Annotated in this window: 20 protein-coding genes; 8 read left to right on the top strand and 12 right to left on the bottom strand. The window is 64.3% G+C overall.

The window, feature by feature from the left end:
- Positions 1-46: 46 nt before the first annotated feature.
- The 4 genes from katG to ABIC76_RS13720 all read right to left on the bottom strand — a co-directional run bounded on the left by katG (position 47) and on the right by ABIC76_RS13720 (position 4,528).
- Positions 47-2,212 (bottom strand): catalase/peroxidase HPI, encoded by a 2,166-nt coding sequence (gene katG, locus ABIC76_RS13735; protein WP_354534306.1) that lies wholly within the window; start codon positions 2,210-2,212, stop codon positions 47-49.
- A gap of 127 nt (positions 2,213-2,339) precedes the next feature.
- Entirely contained in the window at positions 2,340-2,840 is a 501-nt protein-coding gene (locus ABIC76_RS13730) for a Dps family protein (protein ID WP_027680580.1), read from the bottom strand.
- A 174-nt stretch (positions 2,841-3,014) separates the two neighbouring features.
- Entirely contained in the window at positions 3,015-3,257 is a 243-nt protein-coding gene (locus tag ABIC76_RS13725; protein ID WP_354534305.1) for a hypothetical protein, read from the bottom strand.
- A 323-nt stretch (positions 3,258-3,580) separates the two neighbouring features.
- A complete protein-coding gene (locus ABIC76_RS13720; RefSeq protein WP_102066787.1) occupies positions 3,581-4,528 on the bottom strand; it encodes a LysR substrate-binding domain-containing protein in 948 nt (315 codons plus the stop codon).
- A 152-nt stretch (positions 4,529-4,680) separates the two neighbouring features.
- Between ABIC76_RS13720 and ABIC76_RS13715 the strand changes: the two genes are divergently transcribed.
- Complete coding sequence (locus tag ABIC76_RS13715) at positions 4,681-5,844, top strand: metallophosphoesterase (protein WP_354534304.1); 1,164 nt, start codon at positions 4,681-4,683, stop codon at positions 5,842-5,844.
- A 190-nt stretch (positions 5,845-6,034) separates the two neighbouring features.
- Positions 6,035-7,054 (top strand): GGDEF domain-containing protein, encoded by a 1,020-nt coding sequence (locus tag ABIC76_RS13710; RefSeq protein ID WP_354534303.1) that lies wholly within the window; start codon positions 6,035-6,037, stop codon positions 7,052-7,054.
- Between the two features lie 17 nt (positions 7,055-7,071).
- Here the strand turns inward: ABIC76_RS13710 and recG are convergent, their stop codons facing one another.
- Positions 7,072-9,219: an ATP-dependent DNA helicase RecG gene (recG, locus tag ABIC76_RS13705; protein ID WP_354534302.1), complete on the bottom strand. Its 2,148-nt coding sequence runs from the start codon at positions 9,217-9,219 to the stop codon at positions 7,072-7,074.
- A 131-nt stretch (positions 9,220-9,350) separates the two neighbouring features.
- On the opposite strand from recG, the gene queA reads away from it, so the two are divergent.
- From queA to secF, 5 genes are all read left to right on the top strand, one after another.
- Entirely contained in the window at positions 9,351-10,412 is a 1,062-nt protein-coding gene (gene queA, locus ABIC76_RS13700; RefSeq protein WP_102066791.1) for a tRNA preQ1(34) S-adenosylmethionine ribosyltransferase-isomerase QueA, read from the top strand.
- Between the two features lie 2 nt (positions 10,413-10,414).
- Complete coding sequence (tgt, locus tag ABIC76_RS13695; protein WP_354534301.1) at positions 10,415-11,566, top strand: tRNA guanosine(34) transglycosylase Tgt; 1,152 nt, start codon at positions 10,415-10,417, stop codon at positions 11,564-11,566.
- 105 nt (positions 11,567-11,671) lie between these two features.
- The gene (gene yajC, locus ABIC76_RS13690; RefSeq protein ID WP_004632835.1) at positions 11,672-12,004 is read left to right on the top strand and encodes a preprotein translocase subunit YajC; all 333 of its coding nucleotides are present in this window, start codon (positions 11,672-11,674) and stop codon (positions 12,002-12,004) included.
- Between the two features lie 110 nt (positions 12,005-12,114).
- Complete coding sequence (gene secD / locus ABIC76_RS13685; protein ID WP_354534300.1) at positions 12,115-14,004, top strand: protein translocase subunit SecD; 1,890 nt, start codon at positions 12,115-12,117, stop codon at positions 14,002-14,004.
- 77 nt (positions 14,005-14,081) lie between these two features.
- Entirely contained in the window at positions 14,082-15,053 is a 972-nt protein-coding gene (secF, locus tag ABIC76_RS13680) for a protein translocase subunit SecF (protein ID WP_102066794.1), read from the top strand.
- Positions 15,054-15,151: 98 nt separating this feature from the next.
- Here secF and ABIC76_RS13675 read toward each other — a convergent pair whose 3' ends face one another.
- The 4 genes from ABIC76_RS13675 to purB form a co-directional block, all read right to left on the bottom strand.
- Positions 15,152-15,748, bottom strand: coding sequence for a YceI family protein (locus ABIC76_RS13675; protein ID WP_027680570.1), 597 nt, complete (start codon positions 15,746-15,748; stop codon positions 15,152-15,154).
- A gap of 63 nt (positions 15,749-15,811) precedes the next feature.
- Positions 15,812-16,384, bottom strand: a complete 573-nt coding sequence (locus ABIC76_RS13670; protein ID WP_009241485.1) for a YceI family protein — start codon at positions 16,382-16,384, stop codon at positions 15,812-15,814.
- 99 nt (positions 16,385-16,483) lie between these two features.
- A complete protein-coding gene (locus ABIC76_RS13665; RefSeq protein ID WP_354534298.1) occupies positions 16,484-17,065 on the bottom strand; it encodes a cytochrome b in 582 nt (193 codons plus the stop codon).
- Between the two features lie 263 nt (positions 17,066-17,328).
- Positions 17,329-18,702: an adenylosuccinate lyase gene (gene purB, locus ABIC76_RS13660; protein WP_354534297.1), complete on the bottom strand. Its 1,374-nt coding sequence runs from the start codon at positions 18,700-18,702 to the stop codon at positions 17,329-17,331.
- A 239-nt stretch (positions 18,703-18,941) separates the two neighbouring features.
- Between purB and ABIC76_RS13655 the strand changes: the two genes are divergently transcribed.
- Positions 18,942-19,550 carry a glutathione S-transferase gene (locus ABIC76_RS13655; RefSeq protein ID WP_206274277.1) on the top strand — a complete coding sequence of 203 codons (609 nt, stop codon included), beginning with the start codon at positions 18,942-18,944 and terminating at the stop codon, positions 19,548-19,550.
- A gap of 20 nt (positions 19,551-19,570) precedes the next feature.
- Here the strand turns inward: ABIC76_RS13655 and ABIC76_RS13650 are convergent, their stop codons facing one another.
- The 3 genes from ABIC76_RS13650 to ABIC76_RS13640 form a co-directional block, all read right to left on the bottom strand.
- Positions 19,571-21,169: an FMN-binding glutamate synthase family protein gene (locus ABIC76_RS13650; RefSeq protein ID WP_354534296.1), complete on the bottom strand. Its 1,599-nt coding sequence runs from the start codon at positions 21,167-21,169 to the stop codon at positions 19,571-19,573.
- Positions 21,170-21,260: 91 nt separating this feature from the next.
- Positions 21,261-22,373, bottom strand: coding sequence for a tRNA 2-thiouridine(34) synthase MnmA (mnmA, locus tag ABIC76_RS13645; protein WP_354534295.1), 1,113 nt, complete (start codon positions 22,371-22,373; stop codon positions 21,261-21,263).
- A complete protein-coding gene (locus tag ABIC76_RS13640; RefSeq protein ID WP_206274280.1) occupies positions 22,370-22,864 on the bottom strand; it encodes an NUDIX hydrolase in 495 nt (164 codons plus the stop codon). The genes mnmA and ABIC76_RS13640 overlap by 4 nt, the downstream gene beginning before the upstream one ends.
- Positions 22,865-22,886: the final 22 nt, after the last annotated feature.

The raw sequence follows: 22,886 nt of genomic DNA, 5'->3' as shown, positions 1-22,886 counted from the left end.
GCGCCTGCACGAGGCAAGGCGCCATTTTAGTCCCGCCGAAAGCAGCTTAGGCGGCGGCCAAATCGAACCGGTCGAGATTCATCACCTTGACCCATGCGGCCACGAACTCGCTGATGAAGCGCTCCTTACCGTCGGCGCTGCCGAACACCTCGGCCAGCGCACGCAGGATCGAGTTCGAGCCGAACACCAGATCGACGCGCGTGCCCGTCCACTTGCGCTCGCCCGTCTTGCGGTCATAGCCCTCGTAGATGTCGCCGGCAGGCTTCCACTCGGTGTTCATGTCGAGCAGGTTGACGAAGAAGTCGTTCGTCAGTGCGCCCGGCGTGCGGGTAAAGACGCCGTGTTGGCTGCCATCCGCGTTGATGTTGATGGCGCGCAGGCCACCGATCAGCACGGTCAGCTCGGGCGCCGTCAGCGTCAGCAGCTGCGCCTTGTCGAGCAGGAGCACTTCGGCCGGCACCGCGAACTTCGACTTCTGGTAGTTGCGGAAGCCATCGGCCACGGGCTCGAGCACCGAGAAGGATGCAGCATCGGTCTGCTCGGCCGTCGCATCGACACGGCCCGGCGTGAACGGCACGGTGATCGTCGTGCCGGCTGCCTTCGCGGCCAGCTCGATACCAACGCTGCCTGCCAGTACAATCACGTCCGCCAGCGAAGCCTTGCCCGAGGCGCGTTGAATGTCCTCCAGCTTGGCCAGCGTGCCGGCCACCGGCTGGTTGACCGCCCAATCGTTCTGCGGCGCCAGGCGAATGCGCGCGCCGTTGGCGCCGCCGCGCTTGTCCGACCCGCGGAAGGTCGAGGCAGACGCCCACGCCACGGCAACCAGTTCCGATGCCGACAGGCCGGAAGCGGCAATCGTTGCCTTGAGGTCGGCGATATCGGCCTCGGTCGGCTTGTGCGTGGCGGCCGGCAGCGGATCTTGCCAGATCAGGTCTTCACGCGGCACTTCGGGGCCGAGGTAACGCGACTTCGGGCCGAGGTCACGGTGCGTGAGCTTGAACCAGGCGCGGGCGAAGGCCTCGGCAAAGGCCTGCGGGTTGTCCAGGAAGCGGCGCGAAATCTTTTCGTATGCCGGATCGAAACGCAGCGACAGGTCGGTCGTCAGCATCGTCGGCTTGCGCTTGGGCGAGTCGGGTGTCGGGCCCGGAATGATCGCCTCGGCGTCTTTGGCCACCCATTGCAGGGCGCCGGCGGGGCTCTTTTCCTGCACCCATTCGTACTTGAACAGGTTCTCGAAGAAGTAGTTGCTCCATTGCGCGGGCGTCTGCGTCCAGGTGACTTCAAGCCCGCTGGTGATCGCATCCGCGCCCTTGCCGGTGCCAAAGGTGCTGGCCCAGCCCAGGCCTTGCGCTTCCAGCGGCGCGGCCTCGACATCGGCGCCAACGTGGCTTGCCGCACCGGCGCCATGGGTCTTGCCGAAGGTGTGACCACCGGCGATCAGCGCGACGGTTTCTTCGTCGTCCATCGCCATGCGGGCGAAGGTTTCGCGGATGTCTTTTGCGGCAGCCAGCGGATCGCCATGAGCATGTTCCGGGCCTTCCGGGTTCACGTAGATCAAGCCCATCTGTACAGCGGCGAGCGGGTTCGCGAGGTTGCGCTCGCCCGAATAGCGCGTGGCTTCCAGCCACTTGGTCTCGTTGCCCCAGTAGACGTCGTTGTCCGGTTCCCACGTGTCTTCACGGCCGGCGGCAAAGCCGAACGTGCGGAAGCCCATGGTTTCAAGCGCAACGTTGCCGGTCAGGATCAGCAGGTCGGCCCACGAGATAGCCTGGCCGTATTTCTGCTTGATGGGCCACAGCAGGCGGCGCGACTTGTCGATGTTGACGTTGTCAGGCCAGGAGTTGAGCGGTGCAAAACGTTGCTGGCCGCGGCCGGCACCACCACGGCCATCGCCCGTGCGATACGTGCCGGCGGCGTGCCACGCCATGCGGATGAACTGCGGACCGTAGTGGCCAAAGTCTGCCGGCCACCAGTCTTGCGAGTCCGTCATCAGGCGGCGCAGATCGGCCTTGAGCGCGTCGTAGTCGATCGCATTGAACGACTTGCGGTAGTTGAAGCTCGACCCGAGCGGATCGGACTTCTCGGAATGCTGGTTCAGCAGATCAACACGCAGCTGATTGGGCCACCAATCCTTGTTGGCCGTACCGCCACCGAAGGTGTGCGAAGCAGCGGGAGCATGGCCGGAAAACGGGCATTTGGCTTCAGTCGTCATGATTCTCTCGTCTAGGTCATGGGGTTGATGCCGCCCCACCCGCAACACAACGGGCTCGCGGGTGGGGCGCAATTCGCTGCTGTCGAAACGCCTGTCGCAAACGTGGCGAACGGCCGTCAGGTCAGCCTTAAGCCAGGAGCGAACGCAGCATCCACGCGGTCTTTTCGTGAATGTCCATGCGTTGCGTCAGCAGGTCGGCGGTCGGTTCGTCGGCGGCCTTGTCGACGTCGGGGAACAGGCTGCGGGCGGTGCGCGTCACGGCTTCGTGGCCGGCCACCAGTTCACGCACCATGTCCATCGCCTCGGGAATGCCCTTCGACTCCGGAATCGACGACAGCTTGGCGAACTCCGAATACGAGCCCGGTGCCGGATAGCCCAGCGCGCGGATGCGTTCGGCCACGGGGTCGACGGCATTCCACAGCTCGTTGTACTGCGTCTCGAACATCAGATGCAGCGTGTTGAACATCGGGCCGGTGACGTTCCAGTGGAAGTAATGCGTCTTCAGATAGAGCGAGTAGGTATCGGCCAGCAGGCGCGACAGGCCTTCTGCGATCTTCTTGCGATCCTTGTCAGCAATGCCGATGTTGATCTGGGCTGCGGCAGGCGCGCCGCTGTTCTTCTTTGCCATCTGGATTCCCCTATGAAGTGGTGTGCAAAAACGCGATGCCGTCCGCTGGATTCAGCGTCGGGCCACGCGTGCTTGGAGCCTTCTTTCGGTTGCCGCTCGCGCAGCAAGTTCCGATCGTCGCATCGTCCTATGACGAAACACAGAGCGGCTGGCAACCGAGCATCCGGCCGGTCGTCAGACCGTGAACTGCACCATACCGTGCAGGAGCACGATCATAGCGCCGGCAGCCACGATGGACAGACCGATCTGCTTGCGCACCCACTTGCGTTGCAGGCGGGCGGATTCAGCCGCGCGTGGGCCGCGGCCACCGGCTGCACTGCCCGGCATGCCGGACAGCGTCGGCACCTCCGCGTGCGAGGCGCGCACTGTGCCCGCAAATCCCTGCCACTCCGAAACGAACATCCGCACCATTGCCATGTTTTCTTCTCCTTGCGACCCTGCGCCCTCCTGATGCCCGCACCATTCGCGCGAGCAACTTCGTGCATCCGTCAGGTCAGTGCGATTCACCATAGGCAGCGAGCCATTCCAGCACGGTCGCAACGGTGTTCGAGGCAAGCGGCAAGGACATGACGGGCTCCACGGTGATCGGGCGGTGAGCGATGCGCTCACCATGGAACACAGTCTATCTTTACGCTATTGATCCGTATATTTGATTGTTTTTATCTATCAATTAGACGTGCGCTATGGCCGTCATGCGGTGACGGCCAACTGACAACTCAGCGGATCAGTGAATCAATGAATCAGTGAATCAGCGGCGTGGGCGGCAGCAGCTTGATGCCGGGCAGATCGCATTGCGCGACCGCCTTGGCCACCGCCTCGATTGCGGCGATGCGGGTGAAGCTCTTGCGCCAGGCCAGCACAACGCGGCGGTCAGGCACGGGCTCTTGGAATGGCACGTAGGTCAGCAGATCGGTGGCGGCGGGCTGCATGTTCGGCACCGACGTACGCGGCAGCACGGTAATGCCCACGCCGCTGGCCACCATATGTCGGATCGTTTCGAGCGACGAACCTTCGAAAGTCTTCTGGATGCCGTCTGCGTTCTGCGAGAAGCGCGACAGCTCCGGGCACACGCCCAGCACATGGTCGCGGAAGCAATGGCCGTTGCCGAGCAGCAGCATGGTCTGCTGCTTGAGCGCCTCCGGGTCCACCGACGATGCCTTGGCCAGCTCATGGCCGCGCGGCACCGCCACCACAAAGGGCTCGTCGTACAGCGGCACCGTCATCAGGCCGGCTTCGGGAAACGGCTCGGCCATGATGGCGCAGTCGATCTCGCCCTGCTTGAGCAGCTCCACCAGCCGCACGGTGAAGTTCTCCTGCAGCATCAGCGGCATCTGCGGGACGGTGTCGATCATCTGCTTGACCAGCGCAGGCAGCAGGTACGGGCCGATCGTATAAATCACCCCGAGCCGCAGCGGCCCGGCCAGCGGGTCCATCCCCTGCTTGGCGATCTCGCGGATCGCCATGGTCTGCTCGAGCACGCGCTGCGCCTGCGTGACGATCTGCTCGCCGACGGGCGTGACGCTCACTTCCGACGCACCGCGCTCGAAGATCTGCACGGCCAGTTCGTCTTCCAGCTTCTTGATGGCGACCGACAGCGTCGGCTGCGAGACGAAGCAGGCCTCCGCGGCACGCCCAAAGTGGCGTTCCCGCGCGACGGCGACGATGTATTTGAGTTCGGTGAGCGTCATGACGATCAATCGGCTTGAGGATATCGATAGATTTTACCAAGGGACGTGCGATGTTGCTTGCCGTTCGAACGGGTGCCCGGCATTGACAACGCTGCCAGTCGCCCCATCTTCCGTGGACACGCCCCACCGAGACCCAAAGGAGCCGCCCCAGCATGCGTGACGAACCTAACGGCAGCCGATCCCTGCCCCGCGGCAGGCGCCGCTTTCTAACGACGGCCGTGGCGCTCATCGCGGCGCTGCATCTCTATATCGGATGGCGGCTGCTGCCCGACCTGGGCTGGAATGGCGCCGGCTGGGCCGCGGGCATCGTCTTCCTGCTCGTATCGACGGTGATGATCCCCACGGGGATGGCGGCCCGCTTTGTGATCCGGCCCATCTCGCTGGCGGATCGCGTGACGTGGTTCGGGGCGTTGCTGATGGGCCTGTTCTCGTCGCTGCTGGTGCTGACGCTGCTGCGTGACATCGCGCTGATCGTGCTTCCAGACGCCTACCGCCATGATTCGGCCCTGCTTGTCGTCGGCCTCACCGTGCTCGTCACCTTGATCGGCTATATCAATGCGCGCCGCATTCCCCGCGTGGCGCGGGTGACGGTACCCATTGCGGGCCTGCCGGCAGCGCTGCACGGTTTCACCATCGCGCAGATCACCGATCTGCATGTCGGCCCCACCATCAAGCGCGCCTATGTGGCCGGCGTGGTCGAACGGCTCAATGCACTGCGACCCGATGTGATTGCCGTGACGGGCGATCTGGTGGACGGCGAGGTGGAGGTGCTGCGTCCGCACATCGCGCCGCTGGCAGGCATGTCGGCAAGGCACGGCGTCTTTGCGGTGACGGGCAATCACGAGTACTACTCGGGCGTGGGCCCCTGGGTCTCGGAGTTCGAGCGGCTCGGCATGCGGGTCTTGATGAACGAGCATGCGGTGCTGGAACACGACGGCGCGCCGCTGGTGATTGCGGGCGTGACTGATTTCAGCGCGGGCAAGTTCGACGCCGCGCACACCAGCGATCCGGCCCGGGCGCTGGCAGGTTCGCCGCCTGGGGTGACGCCGACCGTCCTGCTCGCGCATCAACCGCGCACCGCTCCCGCCGCTGCGGAGGCGGGCTTCGATCTGCAGCTTTCCGGGCACACACATGGCGGCCAGTTCTGGCCGTGGAGCCTGTTTGTTCCGCTGCAGCAGCCTTTTACGGCGGGGTTGCACAAACTGGGGCGCCTGTGGATCTACACCAGCCGCGGCACCGGATATTGGGGCCCGCCCAAGCGATTCGGTGCGCCGTCGGAGATCACGCTGCTGCGCCTGGAGCCGGCCGGGAACTGAACCGCCAAAGGGACGCATCGACCGGAAACCCGCACCGTATTGACGTCTCGCGCGCTGTCGAGGCCGCCCGCACCGCCAGGGTGCATACGAAAGTTGTAACGCCGCCTCACACCGGCGACATTTCGATCTATGTCATTCGGTTGACCGGGCTAGAATCGCCCGAACCACAGTTCCGCCCGCACTGCGCTCCATGTCGTTCGATCACCCACCACTGCAAAATCCCGCGACGCTCCTCGAAATCGTGCGAGCGCAGTCAGAGATCGCCAAGCTTGGCACTGATCTCGGGGCGATCATGGCGCTGGTCACCGAGCGAGCACAGCATCTGACATGCGCGACGGGCGCGGTGATCGAATTGGCCGAAGGCGATGAGATGGTCTATCGCGCCACCTCGGGTCTGACTGAAACGCTGCTGGGCCTGCGCCTGGCGCGCAAGGGCAGCCTGTCTGGCCTGTGTGTGCAGACCGGCGAAATCCTGCAATGCACGGACTCCGAAACCGACGCACGCGTCGACCGCGAAGCCTGCCGCCGCGTGGGTTTGCGCTCGATGGTGGTCACGCCGCTGCGGCATCTCGACACCACGGTCGGCGTGCTCAAGCTGGTGGCGCCGGAAGTCGACGCTTTCAGCGAAAGCGATATCGGCGTGCTGGCGTTGATGTCTGAACTGATTGCCGCGGCCATGTTCCACGCCGCCAACGCCGAGCGCGACCAGCTGTACCTGCGCGCCACACACGACGCGCTTACCGACCTCCCTAACCGCGCGTTGTTCTATGACCGCCTGCGCCAGTCGATCCATCTGGCACAACGTGCGCAGGGCAGCCTGGGCGTGCTCAATATCGACATGGACAATCTCAAGCTGATCAATGATCGTCATGGCCACCGCGCCGGCGATGCGGCGATCCGCGAGACCGCACAGCGCATGGGCCGCACGGCACGGCGCTCCGACACGGTGGCGCGCGTCGGCGGCGACGAGTTTGCCGTGATCCTGCCCGGCATTGGCGCACGGGCCGATGCACAAGCGCAATGCGAGCGGCTCGTCGAAGAGGTGCAGCAGCCGTACGTGTTCGAAGGTCAGCCGCTGGACCTGCGTGTGAGCGTTGGGGTGGCCGTCATGCCCGAGGACGGCACCGAGATCACCGCCTTGCTCGATCAGGCAGATCGCCAGATGTACACCGTCAAGCGGTTGCGCAAGCAGGCACAGCCGGCGCACTGACGCTCGGGCCGCCGTCCTTAGACGCGCAGGTAGTGCTCGCGCTCGCCCAGCCAGCGCTTGAGGTGGGTGTCCACCGCTTCGGGAAAGCGCGCGAGCATCGCGTCCGCCGCGCCCTGCGCGAACTCGACGAGCCACGCATCGTGGTTCAGATCGGCAAAACGCAGCATCGCTTCGCCTGATTGCCGCGCGCCGAGAAATTCACCGGGCCCCCGGATCTCCAGATCGCGCCGGGCGATTTCGAAACCATCGGTGGTCTCGCGCATGGTCTGCAGGCGCTGCTTGGCCGTCGGCGACAGCGGCGCCTGATACAGCAGCACGCACACCGATTCCGCCGTACCGCGCCCAACTCGCCCGCGCAACTGATGCAACTGCGCAAGGCCAAAGCGCTCGGCGTGCTCGATCACCATCAGCGAGGCATTGGGCACATCCACACCGACCTCGATGACGGTCGTGGCAACCAGCACGTGCAGGTCGCCGCCGGCGAAGGCGCTCATCACGGCGGCCTTCTCGGCGGATGGCAGGCGTCCGTGCACAAGGCCCACTTTCAGGCCCTCCAGACTTTGCGAAAGCGTCTCGAAGGTTTCAACGGCGGTCTGCAATTGCAGCGCTTCGCTTTCCTCGATCAGCGGGCAAACCCAGTAGACCTGTCGCCCTTCGCGTGCGGCGGCGTAGATGCGTTCAATCACTTCGTCGCGGCGCGCATCGTTGACCAGGCGCGTCACGATGGGCGTGCGGCCGGGCGGCAACTCGTCGATGGCGGAGACGTCGAGGTCGGCGTAGTACGTCATCGCGAGCGTGCGCGGGATCGGCGTGGCGGACATCATCAGCTGGTGCGGCACCTGGGCGTTGGCGGCAGGTGCATCGCCGTTGCTTGCCTTGCCGCGCAGGGCGAGCCGCTGCGCCACGCCAAAGCGATGCTGTTCGTCCACCACCGCCAGGCCGAGCCGCGCGAACGTGACGGCATCCTGGATCAGCGCGTGCGTACCGATCACAAGTTGGGCCGTGCCAGCGGCCACGCGCGCGGCCGCCTCGTCCTTCTGCTTGCGCTTGAGGCTGCCGGCCAGCCAGACGATGTCCACGCCCAGCGGTTCGAGCCACGCAGAAAGCTTGCGATAGTGCTGCTCGGCCAGCAATTCGGTCGGCGCCATCAGCGCCGCCTGCCACGCCGCATCGATGGCCTGGCAGGCGGCCAGCGCGGCAATGACGGTCTTGCCGCTGCCCACATCGCCCTGCAGCAACCGCTGCATCGGGTACGGGTGCGCGAGGTCGGCGCGGATCTCTTCCCACACGCGGGCCTGCGCGCCGGTCAGCTTGAACGGCAACGCGTTCATGAAGCGCGCGAGCAGCCCATCCTTGCCGCTGTCGCGCAGGACAGGCGCGTTGCGCATACGGCGCGCGGCCTGCGCACGCTTGAGCGAGAGCTGCTGGGAGAGCAGTTCATCAAACTTGATGCGAAGCCACGCCGGGTGCGTGCGCTCGATAAGGCTGTGCTCATCGACATCGGGCGTCGGCTGATGCAACAGGCGCACGGCATCGGCCGGCGTCATCAGCTTGAGCGGAGCGAGCGAGCCGTTGACGAGGCTGTTCGGCAGCGTTTCCGGCAGCGGCGTGCGCGTGAGCGCGTTCAGGATCGCCTTGCGCAGATAGGCCTGCGCCACGCCAGCCGTGCTCGGATACACCGGCGTCAGGCGATCGGGCAGCGGTTCATCGTCCGCCACCGCGCGCACGGTCGGGTGCACCATCTCGGCGCCGAAAAAGCCGCCGCGCACTTCGCCGCGCACGCGCAAGCGCACACCCTCGGCCATCTGCTTGACCTGGCTGCCGTAGAAATTGAGAAAACGCAGAACCAGTTCGCCCGAGTCATCGGCGATATGCACGACCAGCTGCCGGCGCGGCCGGAACGCCACTTCATTGCGCGTGACCGTGCCTTCGACTTGCGCAGCCCACCCGGTGTTGGCGCGGGCCGTGGCCTCGGCAATGGTCAGCAGCGTGGTTTCATCCTCGTAGCGCATCGGCAGATGCAGGACGAGATCGACGTCGCGGTGCAGGCCAAGCTTGGCGAGCTTGTCTGCCGGGCGGGCGGTTTTGGCCGTTGCCTTGGCCGCCTTATCTGCCGTGGCCGCGCGTTTTGGCTTCGGCGCCGGCGCAGTATCAGCGTCGGGCATAGGAGCAGCATCAGTGGCGGAACGGGCGCGAGACGGCACAGGGCGTTTACAATGGCGAACTTTGCGAGTCGCCCGATTGTACCGGCGCCCGCGACCATCACTTGGCGCAATCCACGTCTGCGCCACTTTTCATGCTGACGCTGTCCGATTTCGATTTCGATCTGCCGCCCGAGCTGATCGCGCAAACCGCCCTGCCCGACCGCACCGCGAGCCGCCTGCTGGCCGTACGCCCCGCGGATGACGCCGTGCACTTTGAAGACCGCCAATTTGCCGACCTGGTCGACTACCTGCGCCCCGGCGACCTGCTGGTCTTTAACGACACGCGCGTCATCAAGGCACGCTTTTTTGGCCACAAAGCCAGCGGCGGCAAGGTGGAAGTGCTCGTCGAGCGCCTGCTGGACGAACACACGGTGCTGGCGCAGATCCGCTCCAGCAAGTCGCCCGTCGAGGGCACCACGCTGCGCCTGGCCGACGCCTTTGACGTGACGGTCGGGCCGCGCGCCGAGCCGTTCTTCACGCTGCGTTTCCCGCAGCCGGCGCTGGACCTGATCGAACAATACGGCCGCCTGCCGCTGCCGCCCTACATCGAGCACGACCCGGACAGCTTTGACGAGACGCGCTACCAGACTGTCTATGCGCGCAACCCGGGCGCCGTCGCGGCACCCACGGCGGGCCTGCACTTCGACGATGCGCTGTTCGCCAAGCTGGACGCCATGGGCATCCGGCGCGGTTTTCTCACGCTGCACGTCGGTGCGGGCACGTTCCAGCCGGTGCGCGTGGAAAACATCGCCGAACACCGCATGCACAGCGAGTGGTACGAAATTACGGCTGAACTGGCCGACGCCATTCGGGCCACGCGAGCTGCCGGCGGCCGCATCATCGCGGTCGGCACCACGTCGATGCGGGCGCTGGAGTCGGCCGCGCAGCCGGACGGCACGCTCAACGCCTGCAGCGGCGAGACCGACATCTTCATCACCCCCGGCTACCGTTTCCGCGCCGTCGACCTGCTGGTGACGAACTTCCATCTGCCCAAGTCGACCTTGCTGATGCTGGTATCGGCGTTTGCCGGCATGAGCGCCATCCGTGAGGCGTATCAGCACGCCATCGCCCAGCGCTACCGCTTCTTCAGTTACGGCGACGCCATGCTGCTCACGCGCGCGCCCGCCGAACCCAGCGAAACCCAATCGCTCTGACCATGCTCAAGTACGAACTGCTCACCACCGATGGCCTCGCTCGACGCGGCCGCATGACCCTGAACCACGGCGTGGTCGAAACGCCCATCTTCATGCCGGTGGGCACCTATGGTGCGGTCAAGGCGATGTCGCCGGCGGAGCTGAAGGACATCGGCGCACAGATCATCCTGGGCAACACGTTCCACCTGTGGCTGCGCCCGGGTCTGGAAGTGATGGACGCGCACAAAGGCCTGCACGGTTTCAATGGCTGGGATAAGCCCATCCTGACCGATTCTGGCGGTTTTCAGGTGTTTTCGTTGGGTGATCTGCGCAAGATCACCGAAGAAGGCGTGACGTTTGCATCGCCCATCAATGGCGACAAGCTGTTCCTCTCGCCCGAAATCTCGATGCAGATCCAGCGCCGGCTGAACTCCGACATCGTCATGCAGTTCGACGAATGCACGCCGTACAAGATGGGCGATCGCCCGGCCACCGAGGCCGAAGCCGCCGCCTCCATGCGCATGAGCCTGCGCTGGGCACAGCGCTCCCGCAACGAATTTGCGCGCGAGAACAACCCGAACGCGCTGTTCGGCATCGTCCAGGGCGGCATGTTCGAGCATCTGCGCGACGAATCGCTGGCCGGTTTGCAAGCGATTGACGCCGATGCGGGCGGCGAAGGTTTCGGCGGCTATGCCATCGGCGGCCTGTCGGTCGGCGAGCCCAAGGAAGACATGATGCGCGTGCTGCAGCACGTGGCGCCGCGTCTGCCGGCCAACAAGCCGCATTACCTGATGGGCGTCGGTACGCCAGAAGACCTGGTGGCGGGCGTCGCCAGCGGCGTCGACATGTTCGACTGCGTGATGCCCACCCGCAACGCGCGCAACGGCTGGCTCTTCACCCGCTTTGGCGACATCAAGATCAAGAACGCGGTACACCGCAACGATCCGCGCCCGCTGGACGAGACCTGCGGCTGCTACACCTGCAGCAATTTCTCGCGCGCCTACCTGCACCACCTTCAGCGCGTCGGCGAGATCCTGGGTGCCCGCCTGAACACCATCCACAATCTCTATTACTACCTGGAATTGATGGCCGAAATGCGCGCTGCCATTGAATCCCACGGCTTTGCCGCCTTCCAGGCGCGCTTCGCCGCAGACCGCGCGCGCGGGGCCCTGTAAGCCGCCTTCGCAGGGCGCCGGGCGCGCCCATTTGCCGCAGCATCGCAATGGTAGAATGTCCGGTCCGATTTTTGACCGATTGACGAACCATTACGGAGTTCTGACGTGTTCCTGATTTCCGACGCTTACGCGCAAACCGCACCGGCAGCCGGTGGTGCCGCGGGTGGCCTGATGAGCTTCCTGCCCATCATCCTGATGTTCGTGGTGCTGTGGTTCATCATGATCCGCCCGCAAATGAAGCGCCAGAAAGAAACCAAGGCGATGCTCGAAGCCCTGGCCAAGGGCGACGAAGTGGTCACCGCCGGCGGCATCCTCGGTAAGGTCAGCAAGGTGGCCGAGCAGTACGTCACCGTGGAAATCGCTGCCAACACCGAAATCACTGTCCAGAAGAGCGCCGTGACGACCGTGCTGCCCAAGGGCACGCTCAAGGCGCTGTAATCGCCCCATCCAGGCGCCGCGCACGATTGCGCCGGCGCCGGAACCCCAGGCAGCGCCTATTCTAAGAATCCGCGCCCGCGCCCCTCGGCGTCGCCTCTCTGCATTCCAAGATGAATCGCTATCCGCTCTGGAAATACATTGTGATCCTGGTGGCGCTTGCCATTGGGTTCCTCTATACGCTGCCGAACTTCTTCGGTGAGGCGCCTGCCGTGCAGGTGTCTTCTGGCAAGGCCACCGTCAAGGTCGATCTGAACGTGCAAAAGCAGGTCGAGAGCCTGCTGGCTGCGGCCAGCATTCGGCCCGACGGCGTGTTCTTCGACAACAACGGCACCTCCGCCAGCGTGCGCGTGCGCTTTGCCGACACCGACACGCAGCTCAAGGCCAAGGACGTCCTGGCCCGCGGCCTGAACACCGATCAAGCCGATCCGACCTACATCGTCGCGTTGAACCTGCTGCCGGGCTCCCCGCAGTGGCTCAGCGGCGCGCCGTTCTTCGCCAAGCCGATGTTCCTCGGCCTGGACTTGCGCGGCGGCGTGCACTTCCTGCTGCAGGTCGACATGAACGGCGCTGTGACGAAGAAGCTCGACTCGCTGGCTGGCGACATCCGCACGCAACTGCGTGACAAGGGCATCCGCCACAGCGGCATCGACCGCAACGGCAACACCATCACGATCAAGTTCAGCAACCCGGACGACGCCGATCGCGCCCGCGGGCTGCTGGCCGACTCCACCCGCGAACTGGCCTACACCGTGGACAAGAGCGCCGACGGCGCCACGCTCACCGGCACCTTCACCGCCGCCGCGATGAAGGAAGTGCAGGACAACGCGGTGAAGCAGAACATCGTTACGCTGCACAACCGCGTGAACGAACTCGGCGTGGCTGAGCCGGTGATCCAGCAACAGGGCCCGGACCGCATCGTCGTGCAATTGCCCGGCGTGCAGGACACCGCCAAGGCCAAGGACATCATCGGCCGCACGGCAACGCTGGAAGCGCGCCTGGCCGATCCGAACGCGCCGCTCGTGCCGCGTGCCGGCGATCCGGTACCGCTGGGCGACGAGCTGTTCACGCAAGGGCGCAGCGCTCCCGTCCTGCTGCAGAAGCAGGTGATCTTCACGGGCGATCGCATCACGAGCGCCTCGGCGGGCTTCGACCAGAACCACAATTCGTCGGTCGACATCACGCTCGACGGCCAGGGTGGCCGCATGCTGCGCGATGTCTCGCGTGACAACATCGGCAAGCGCATGGGCATCGTGCTCTTTGAAAAGGGCAAGGGCGAAGTGCTGACGGTGGCGACCATCCAGTCCGAACTGGGCTCGCGCTTCCAGATCACCGGCATGGGCTCGACCGAGGCGGCTTCCGACCTGGCGCTGCTGCTGCGTGCAGGCTCGCTGGCCGCGCCGATGGAGATCATCGAAGAACGCACCATCGGCCCGTCGCTGGGTGCCGACAACATCAAGAAGGGCTTCGATTCGGCGCTGTACGGCTTCCTCGCCATCTCGGTGTTCATGGTGCTGTACTACATGCTGTTCGGCGCATTCTCGGTCGCGGCCCTCGGCGTCAACGTGTTCCTGCTGATCGCGCTGCTCTCCATGCTGCAGGCCACGCTCACGCTGCCCGGTATTGCGGCTATCGCGCTGGCGCTCGGTATGGCCATTGACGCGAACGTGCTGATCAACGAGCGCGTGCGTGAAGAGCTGCGCAACGGCGCATCGGCACAGATGGCCATCTCCGCCGGCTTTGACCGCGCCTGGGCGACCATCCTCGATTCGAACGTGACGACGCTCATCGCCGGCCTGGCGCTGATCGCCTTCGGTTCGGGCCCGGTACGCGGCTTCGCGATCGTGCACTGCCTGGGGATCGGCACGTCCATGTTCTCGGCGGTGTTCTTCAACCGCGGTCTCGTGAACCTCTGGTACGGCCGCAAGAAGAAACTGCAGAGCGTCGCCATCGGGCAGGTGTGGAAGCCGGGCAATACGAACACGGAATCGCCCGCCAAGTAATCACGCCACCCACCACGAATCTCGCATAACCGGCACCGCCCCCGATACGAAGGGGCGGTCGCCACAAAGGGCAGACCATGGAGTTTTTCCGCATCCGCCGCGACATTCCGTTCATGAAGCACGCGTTGATCCTCAACGCGCTGTCGTTCCTGACGTTTATCGCCGCCGTCTTCTTCCTGTTCCACAAGGGGCTGCACCTGTCGGTGGAGTTCACCGGCGGTACGGTGATGGAAGTCGCTTACACCCAGGCCGCCGATCTGCCGAAGATCCGCGGCGACATTGAGAAGCTCGGCTACGCCGACGCCCAGGTGCAGAACTTCGGCACCTCGCGCGACGTGATGATCCGCCTGCCGCTCAAGACCGGCCCGGACGGCAAGCCCATCGCCTCGGCCGTGCAAAGCGAGCAGGTGATGACAGCCCTGAACGCCGCCAACCCCGACGCCAAGCTCCAGCGCGTCGAGTTCGTCGGGCCGCAGGTCGGCAAGGAACTGGCCACCGACGGCCTCCTGGCGCTGCTGTTCGTGGTGGTCGGCATCGTCATCTATCTGTCGATCCGCTTCGAATGGAAGTTTGCCGTGGCGGGCGTGATCGCCAACCTGCACGACGTCGTGATCATCCTGGGCTTCTTCGCCTTCTTCCAGTGGGAGTTCTCGCTGTCGGTGCTGGCGGGGGTGCTAGCGGTGCTGGGCTATTCGGTCAACGAATCCGTGGTGATTTTCGACCGGATCCGCGAAGCGTTCCGCAAGTACCGCAAGATGAACACGCACGAGGTGATCGACCACGCGATTACCAGCACCATCTCGCGCACGATCATCACCCACGGCTCGACCGAAATGATGGTGCTGTCGATGCTGGTGTTCGGCGGCCCGACGCTGCACTACTTTGCCCTGGCCCTGACGATCGGTATTCTGTTCGGCATCTACTCGTCGGTGTTCGTGGCGGCTGCGCTGTGCATGTGGCTGGGCGTCAAGCGCGAAGATCTCGTCAAGGCCGACAAAAAGGCCGGTGGCCCGAAGGAAGACGATCCGAACTTCGGCGCGCAAGTCTGAAGGCTCGGTCGTCCAATGCCCAGAGGACGCATTCCTCGGGCCACAAAAAAGCCCCGCAATTGCGGGGCTTTTTCTTTGGCTGTGCCGTGTTGCCAGGCTTACTGCTGTGCAACGTTGGCGTCTTGCTTGATGCCTTCCACCTGAATCTTCAGCTTGGTTTCCATGTTGAAACCGTAGGCCTTGCCGTAGTCGACACCGAAGTCGTCGCGCTTGAACTTCATCTCGGCATCAGCGCCGCAGACTTCACGCTTGAGCATCGGGTGCGGCATGCACTTGAACGCGTCGATTTCAAGCTTGGCCGGCTTGGTCACGCCGTGCAGCGTCAGTTGGCCTTCGGCTTCGGTCGGCACGTCGCCCTTGAACTTCGTGAAGTTGCCCTTGAACGTGGCGGTCGGGTACTTGGCCACGTCGAAAATCTCGGCGCTCTTGGCGTGCTCGTTCATCTTGGCGTGACCGAAGTCGATGCTGTCGGTCTGCACGGTCACGTCGATGCTGCCGGTCTTGGCGGCGCGATCGAGCGTCACGGTGCCGCTGGACTTTTCGAACTTGCCGCGCCACTTCGACAGACCGCCCATGTGGTCGGCTTCAAAGCTCGGGTACGTATGGCTCGGGTCGAGCTGGTACGTAGCGGGGGCGGCAAATGCGGCGGTGGCAGCAACGGCCGACAGTGCGGCAACGAGGGTACGCAATTTCATGAGAACTCCTGCGGATAAAAGCGGCACACGAGGGCCGGAAAAACGTTGGGGTGAGACTTCCGATTACTTCTTGGCAATGACGACGCGGAACTTGATCGTCACGTCGTCCGAGACGACCGACGTATCCTTCCACTCGCCGTCACCCACCTTGAATGCGTTGCGCTTGACCGGGAATGCGCCTTCAAAGACCTGATTGGCGCCTTCTTGCTTGAACGTGACGGGTGCAGTCACATCCTGCGTGATGCCCTTGATGGTCAGCTTGCCGACCACGTCCACCTTGCCGCCCGCGCCCGGCTTGAACGCCGACGAGACGAACGTTGCCTTCGGGTACTTGGCGGTGTCGAACCAATCCTTCTTCTTCAGTTCGTCGTTGTATTCCTTGCTGCCAACGTCGACGCTGGTGACATCGATGTCGACCTTCGCCGTCGAGGCGGCCACGTTGGCCGGGTTGTAATTGACGGCGGCATCGAACTTGCCGAACTTGATGTCCATCGGCACGCCGAGCTGCTTGCCGGTGGCGGTGACGCTGCTCTTGGCGGCATCCACCTGGGCGATGGCCGATACCGATACGGCAGCGATCGACAGCGCGCCGGCGGCAACCAGGGCGATGGCGCGGGGGCGCACAACACGTTTCATCATCAGACTCCTTCAGTCAGGCCGGATCATGCCGGCAGTCTTGGTCAGGATGGACAGGCAGGAGCACCGGCACACACCGCGCACCGGCGCATTTGGAAATCAGCGGAGGAAAGGCACCATGCGGCGCAGCGTGCCGTCACGATCGACGACGTGGTGCTTCAGCGCAGCTAGGATGTGCACCACGACGATGGCCGCCATGGTCCAGTTCAGCCATTCGTGCGCCATGCCGAAGATGTCTTTCAGCGCGTCGCTCTTGTCGAACGGCATCGGCAGTTCCCACAGGCCAAGGTAGACAACCTTGACGCCGGCCGCGACGCTGAGCAGATAGCCGGTCAGCGGCACCGCCAAAATCAACAGATACAAGCCGACGTGCGCGGCTTCGGCGGCGGCGTGTTGCCACTTCGGCATACCGGGCACGGGCGCCGGCGCCGGATGCGTCAGGCGCCACAGCACGCGCAGCGCCGCAAAAATTAGCACCGTGATGCCGATCCATTTGTGATACGAGAACAGCTTCAGCTTGGTGGGCGTAAAGCCCGGGATATCGGTCATGTACAGACCGAGCCCGAAGGCTGCGAAGATCAGCAGCGCGATGATCCAGTGCATCGCAATCGCCGGCTTGGTATAGACGCCGTGGTCAGCGGCGCCGCGCATGGCCGGATTCGAGTGGGCAGCTTGAGACATCGGTTCCCTCGGTATTTTGAAGCGCTCAGTTGGCGGCGCCTGTGGGTCAGACCACGGCGCCAAACGATTGTGCATTATTTGCGCGATCCGACCCGTCAAGTCGGCGCGAAGTTCACGAAGCGATTCAAATTTTTTGATTGACCAGGCAGCTTTATAGACGTGGCGCGACAGCCCGTTCTGCGGAGTACACCAAACAAAACGGCCCGCCTCGAATTCGAGAGCGGGCCGTTTTTCAAGACGGTACCACCAAATTTTTGCAACAATCAGGCGATACGACGCGCCAGTTCTTCTGCCTTGCCGATGTAGCTACCGGGCGTCATGTCCAGCAGCAGCTTGCGCGCGTCTTGGGGAATGGCCAGCGTGGCGATGAATTCACGCAGCGCCTCGCGCGAAATGCCCTTGCCGCGCGTCAGTTCCTTCAACTGCTCGTACGGGTTGGCGATGCCATAGCGGCGCATCACGGTCTGCACCGGCTCGGCCAGCACTTCCCAGCAGTTGTCCAAGTCTTCGGCCAGGCGGGCCGGGTTGGTTTCGAGCTTGCCCAAGCCGCGCAGGCAGGCGTCGTAGGCCAACAGGCTGTAGCCGAACGCCACGCCGATATTGCGCAGCACGGTCGAATCGGTCAGGTCACGCTGCCAGCGCGACACGGGCAGCTTTTCCGACAGATGGCGCAGCACCGCGTTGGCCAGGCCGACGTTGCCTTCCGAATTTTCAAAGTCGATCGGGTTGACCTTGTGCGGCATGGTCGACGAGCCGATCTCGCCCGCCTTGGTCTTCTGCTTGAAGTAGCCCTGCGAGATGTAGCCCCAGACGTCTCGGTCCAGGTCCAGGATGATCGTGTTGGCGCGCGCCACGGCGTCGAACAGCTCCGCCATGTAGTCGTGCGGCTCGATCTGGATGGTGTACGGGTTGAACGTCAGGCCCAGGCGCGTCTCGATCACGTTCTTCGAGAACGCCTCCCAGTCCAGCGACGGATACGCCGACAGGTGCGCGTTGTAGTTACCCACCGCGCCGTTCATCTTGCCCAGCAGTTCCACGGCTTCGATGCGGCGGATGGCGCGGTCCAGGCGCGCGGCCACGTTGGCCATTTCCTTGCCCAGCGTGGTCGGGCTGGCCGGCTGGCCGTGCGTGCGCGAGAGCATCGGCACGTCGGCGTTGGCATGAGCCAGCTCCACAAGGCGCGCCTGAACGCGGCGCAGCGTCGGCACGATGACCGTGTCGCGCGCGCCCTTGAGCATCATCCCGTGCGAGGTGTTGTTGATGTCTTCGGACGTGCAGGCGAAGTGGATGAATTCGCTGGCGGCTTCCAGCTCGGCGTTACCCTTCACGCGCTCCTTCATCCAGTATTCGACGGCCTTCACGTCATGGTTGGTGACGGCTTCGATCTCTTTGATGCGGACGGCGTCTGCCTCGGCAAAGTTCTCGACCAGCGCCAGCAGTGCGCCCTCGGCGGCGGCCGAGAAACGCGGGATCTCGGCCAGCCCGGCCTGCGACAGGGCGATCAGCCAATGCACCTCCACCTTCACGCGGTTGCGCATGAAAGCGGCTTCCGACAGCCACTCGCGCAGCGGATCGGCCTTGGCAGCGTAGCGGCCATCGATGGGAGACAGAGCGGTCAGGGCAGAAAGCGACGACATGGCAGGCGGGGAAAAATGTGAAGGGAATCTCAATCCGGACAACCCGGACGCGGCGTTGCGCGTTGAACCCAGGTGCATACCCGCACCCAAGCGAGCCCGCGATTTTACCACCCGGCACCTGCCTTTCACGGCCAATCCGGCCGAAAGCAAGCCTCCGTTTGGTTGAGTTGGGTTCAGGCGCCGCGCAGCGCACTCGGGAAAGTGCGCGGCTATACTTCCGCCTCCAACATGACATGCCTATGAAACTGATCGGATCGCACGCCAGCCCGTACACCCGCAAGGTGCGCGTGGTCCTGGCTGAAAAGAAAATCGACTACCAGTTCGTGCTGGAAGACGTGTGGAGCGCAGGTACGCAGATCCACCAGTTCAACCCGCTCGGCAAGGTCCCCTGCCTGGTGATGGACGACGGCGGCGCGCTGTTCGACTCGCGCGTGATTGCGGAATACGCCGACACGCTGTCGCCGGTGGCGCGCCTCATTCCGCCGTCGAGCCGTGAACGCGTGGAAGTGCGCTGCTGGGAAGCGCTGGCCGACGGCCTGCTCGACGCCGCGCTCATGCTGCGCATCGAACATACGCAGCGCACGCCGGAGCAGCGCAGCGAAACGTGGCTCGCGCGCCAGAGCCACAAGATCGATCAGGCCCTGCAAGCCATGTCGCAAGGCCTGGCCGACAAGACCTGGTGCAACGGCAACCACCTGACGCTGGCCGACATCGCCGTCGGCTGCGCACTTGCCTACCTGGATTTCCGCCAGCCGCAGATCGACTGGCGCGAGCGTCACGCGAACCTCGCCACGTTCTACGCGCGCATTGAAAAGCGGCCGAGTTTCATGGAAACCCAGCCGCAGTAATCCAGGGAAATTATCGAGCGTTACACGGCCACCGGATCAAACCGTTCGGCCTGGGCCATCGGCCAGTAGCGCTCATACAGTTGATAACGGTACCGCCCGGCCAGCAGATCGCCGGGTTCCAGGTACTTGAGCAGCGTCGAGAGCAACTGCACCTCGTTGCCCGACACGCGCCGCACGATGTGGTGCGCGCGGAAATCCGCCGGATGCTGCAGGCCGGCGGCCTGCGTCAGCTCCAGCAGCGCATGCAGGGTATGCGCGTGATATTGATGCACGCGCTCGGCCTTGTCCGGCACCACCAGCGCCTTCTGACGAGATGGGTCTTGTGTCGCCACGCCGGTCGGGCAGCGGTCGGTGTGGCACTTCTGCGCCTGGATGCAGCCCAGCGCAAACATGAAGCCACGCGCCGCGTTGCACCAGTCGGCACCCATTGCCAGCGTGCGAGCCACATCGAACGCGGTGACGATCTTGCCCGACGCGCCAATCTTGATCTTGTCGCGCAGGTTGGTGCCGACCAGCGTGTTGTGCACCAGCAGCAACCCTTCCTGCAGCGGCGTGCCAACGTGGTCGGTAAATTCCAGCGGCGCCGCGCCCGTGCCCCCTTCCGCGCCGTCAACGACGATGAAATCCGGGAGGATGCCGGACTCCAGCATCGCCTTGGAGATGCCGAAGAACTCCCACGGATGCCCGATGCACAGCTTGAAGCCGGTCGGCTTGCCGCCCGACAGCGTACGCAGGCGATCCACAAACTGCAGCAAACCCAGCGGCGAGTTGAACTCCGAATGCGCGGCCGGCGAGATGCAATCCTTGCCGATCTGGATGCCGCGCGTGGCAGCAATCTCGGGCGTGACCTTGGCCGCTGGCAAGACGCCGCCGTGGCCCGGCTTGGCCCCTTGCGAGAGCTTCACCTCGATCATCTTCACCTGCGGGCTGCGTGCCTGCTCGGCAAAGCGGTCCGGATCAAAGCGGCCATTGGCGTCGCGGCAGCCGAAGTAGCCCGAGGCGACTTCCCAGATCAGGTCACCGCCCTCTTCGCGGTGGTACGGCGAGATCGAACCTTCGCCCGTGTCATGGACGAAGTTGCCGAGTTTGGCGCCGCGATTGAGCGCGCGAATGGCATTGCCCGACAGCGCCCCGAAGCTCATCGCCGAGATGTTGAACACCGACATCGAATACGGCTTGGCGCGGCCCTCGCCGACCATCACGCGGAAGTCCGACGAGGCAATGCGCGTTGGCGCCAACGAATGGCCGATCCATTCGTGACCGGCCACCTTTACGTCGACTTCCGTGCCGAACGGACGGCTATCGACCTCACCTTTGGCACGCTGATAAACGATGCTGCGCTGGGCGCGCGAGAACGGCTTTTCGTCGGTGTCGTCTTCAACGAAATACTGGCGGATTTCCGGACGAATGAACTCGAACAGGAAGCGGAAATGGCCCCAGAGAGGGTAGTTGCGCAACACCGAGTGGCGCGTCTGCGTGATGTCGTGCACGCCCAGGATGACGAACATGCCCGGAATGACCGCGCACACCCAATGCAGGCGCCCCGCTACCGCAAACCCGGCGGTAACGGCAAACAACAGCACAACGCCCGCAAAGGCCCAGTAGCGACGTGGCAGCATGACCAACCCTGTGTGAAGACAAATCAGGGCGCAAGCTTAAACGAGTGCCGCAACAGCCGCAGCCGTCACAACGCCGTGTTGCAGAAACCGCTTAAGCGACTGCCTTTTCGATGACTGCAGGCTCGACTGCCGAAATAATGCCGCCGCCCAAGCAGATTTCACCGTCGTACAGCACGGCAGATTGACCCGGCGTGACGGCCCACTGCGCCTCTGGGAAGGCCAACGTCAGTGCGCCGTCGGCCGCGCGTGCGACCGTGCAAGGCGCGTCCGCCTGGCGGTAACGCGTCTTGGCGCCAAGGTGCGTGCCTTCGGCGGGCGCGTGCCCGGCAACCCAGCTCAGATCGTCGGCGTGCACGGTATGCGCCAGCAGCCACGGGTGGTCGTGACCCTGCACCACATACAACGTGTTGGCCGCCATGTCCTTGCGGGCCACGTACCAGGCATCGCCGTTGCCGTCGCGGCTGCCGCCGATGCCGATGCCCTTGCGCTGCCCCAGCGTGTAGAACGCCAGGCCGATGTGTTCGCCGATGGTCTTGCCGTCCGGCGTCTTGATCGGGCCGGGCTTGGTCGGCAGGTAGCGATTCAGGAAATCGCGGAACGGCCGCTCGCCGATAAAGCAGATCCCCGTGGAATCCTTCTTCTTGGCATTCGGCAGACCGATCTCGGCGGCGATTTCCCGCACCTTCGTCTTGGGCATCTCGCCCAGCGGGAAGAGCGTGCGCGACAGCTGTGCTTGGTTCAACCGGTGCAGAAAGTAGCTCTGATCCTTCGTGTGGTCGAACGCCTTCAGCAGCTCGAAGCGGCCGTCGACCTCGCGCACGCGGGCGTAGTGCCCGGTCGCAATCGTGTCGGCGCCAAGCGCCATCGCGTGGTCGAGGAAGGCCTTGAACTTGATCTCGGCGTTGCACAGCACGTCGGGATTGGGCGTGCGGCCGGCGGAGTATTCGCGCAGGAAGTCTGCAAACACGCGGTCTTTGTACTCGGCGGCAAAGTTGACGGCTTCGACATCGACGCCGATCAGGTCGGCCACCGACACCACGTCGATCCAGTCCTGCCGGGTCGAGCAGTATTCGCTGTCGTCATCGTCTTCCCAGTTCTTCATGAACAGGCCGACGACGTCGTAGCCTTGCTGTTTGAGCAGCCAGGCAGTGACGGACGAATCCACGCCGCCGGACATCCCGACGACGATCCGCTTCTTGCTCATGACTGCGCTCCCAGGCCGTACACGCTCGCATGTGTGTGGATGACATCGAGCGGATAGCGTTTGCCGGCCAGGTAGTCCTCCACGCAGGCGAGCAGCAGCGGGCTGCGATGGCGCTCGCGGCTGGCGCGGATTTCATCCGCCGTCATCCACACGGTGCGGACGATGCCGTCGTCCAGCGTGCGGCGCGGGTCTTGGGGGCCCAGCTCGCCAGTAAAGGCCATCCGCACGTAGGTGACCGGATCGCCCTGCGGCGGCTGGAACTGTGCCATGTAGCAGCCCAGAAACGCGGTCGGCACAAAGCTGTGCGCGGTTTCTTCCAGTGCCTCGCGCGCGACGGCGTCGACCAGGCTTTCGTCCGGGTCGAGATGGCCGGCGGGCTGGTTCAGGCGCAAGCCGACATCGGTGTGCTCCTCCACCAGCAGAAAGCGCCCGTCCTGTTCAATGACGGCGGCAACGGTAACGCTGGGTTTCCAGCGGACAGCTTGGTTCATGGCAAAAAGGCAACAAAAACAA

This window comes from Ralstonia sp. 1138, from assembly GCF_040544795.1.
Classification (GTDB): domain Bacteria; phylum Pseudomonadota; class Gammaproteobacteria; order Burkholderiales; family Burkholderiaceae; genus Ralstonia; species Ralstonia flatus.
The sequence above is the reverse complement of the archived record's forward strand: the minus strand, read 5'-3'. Positions and strand labels throughout refer to the sequence as shown.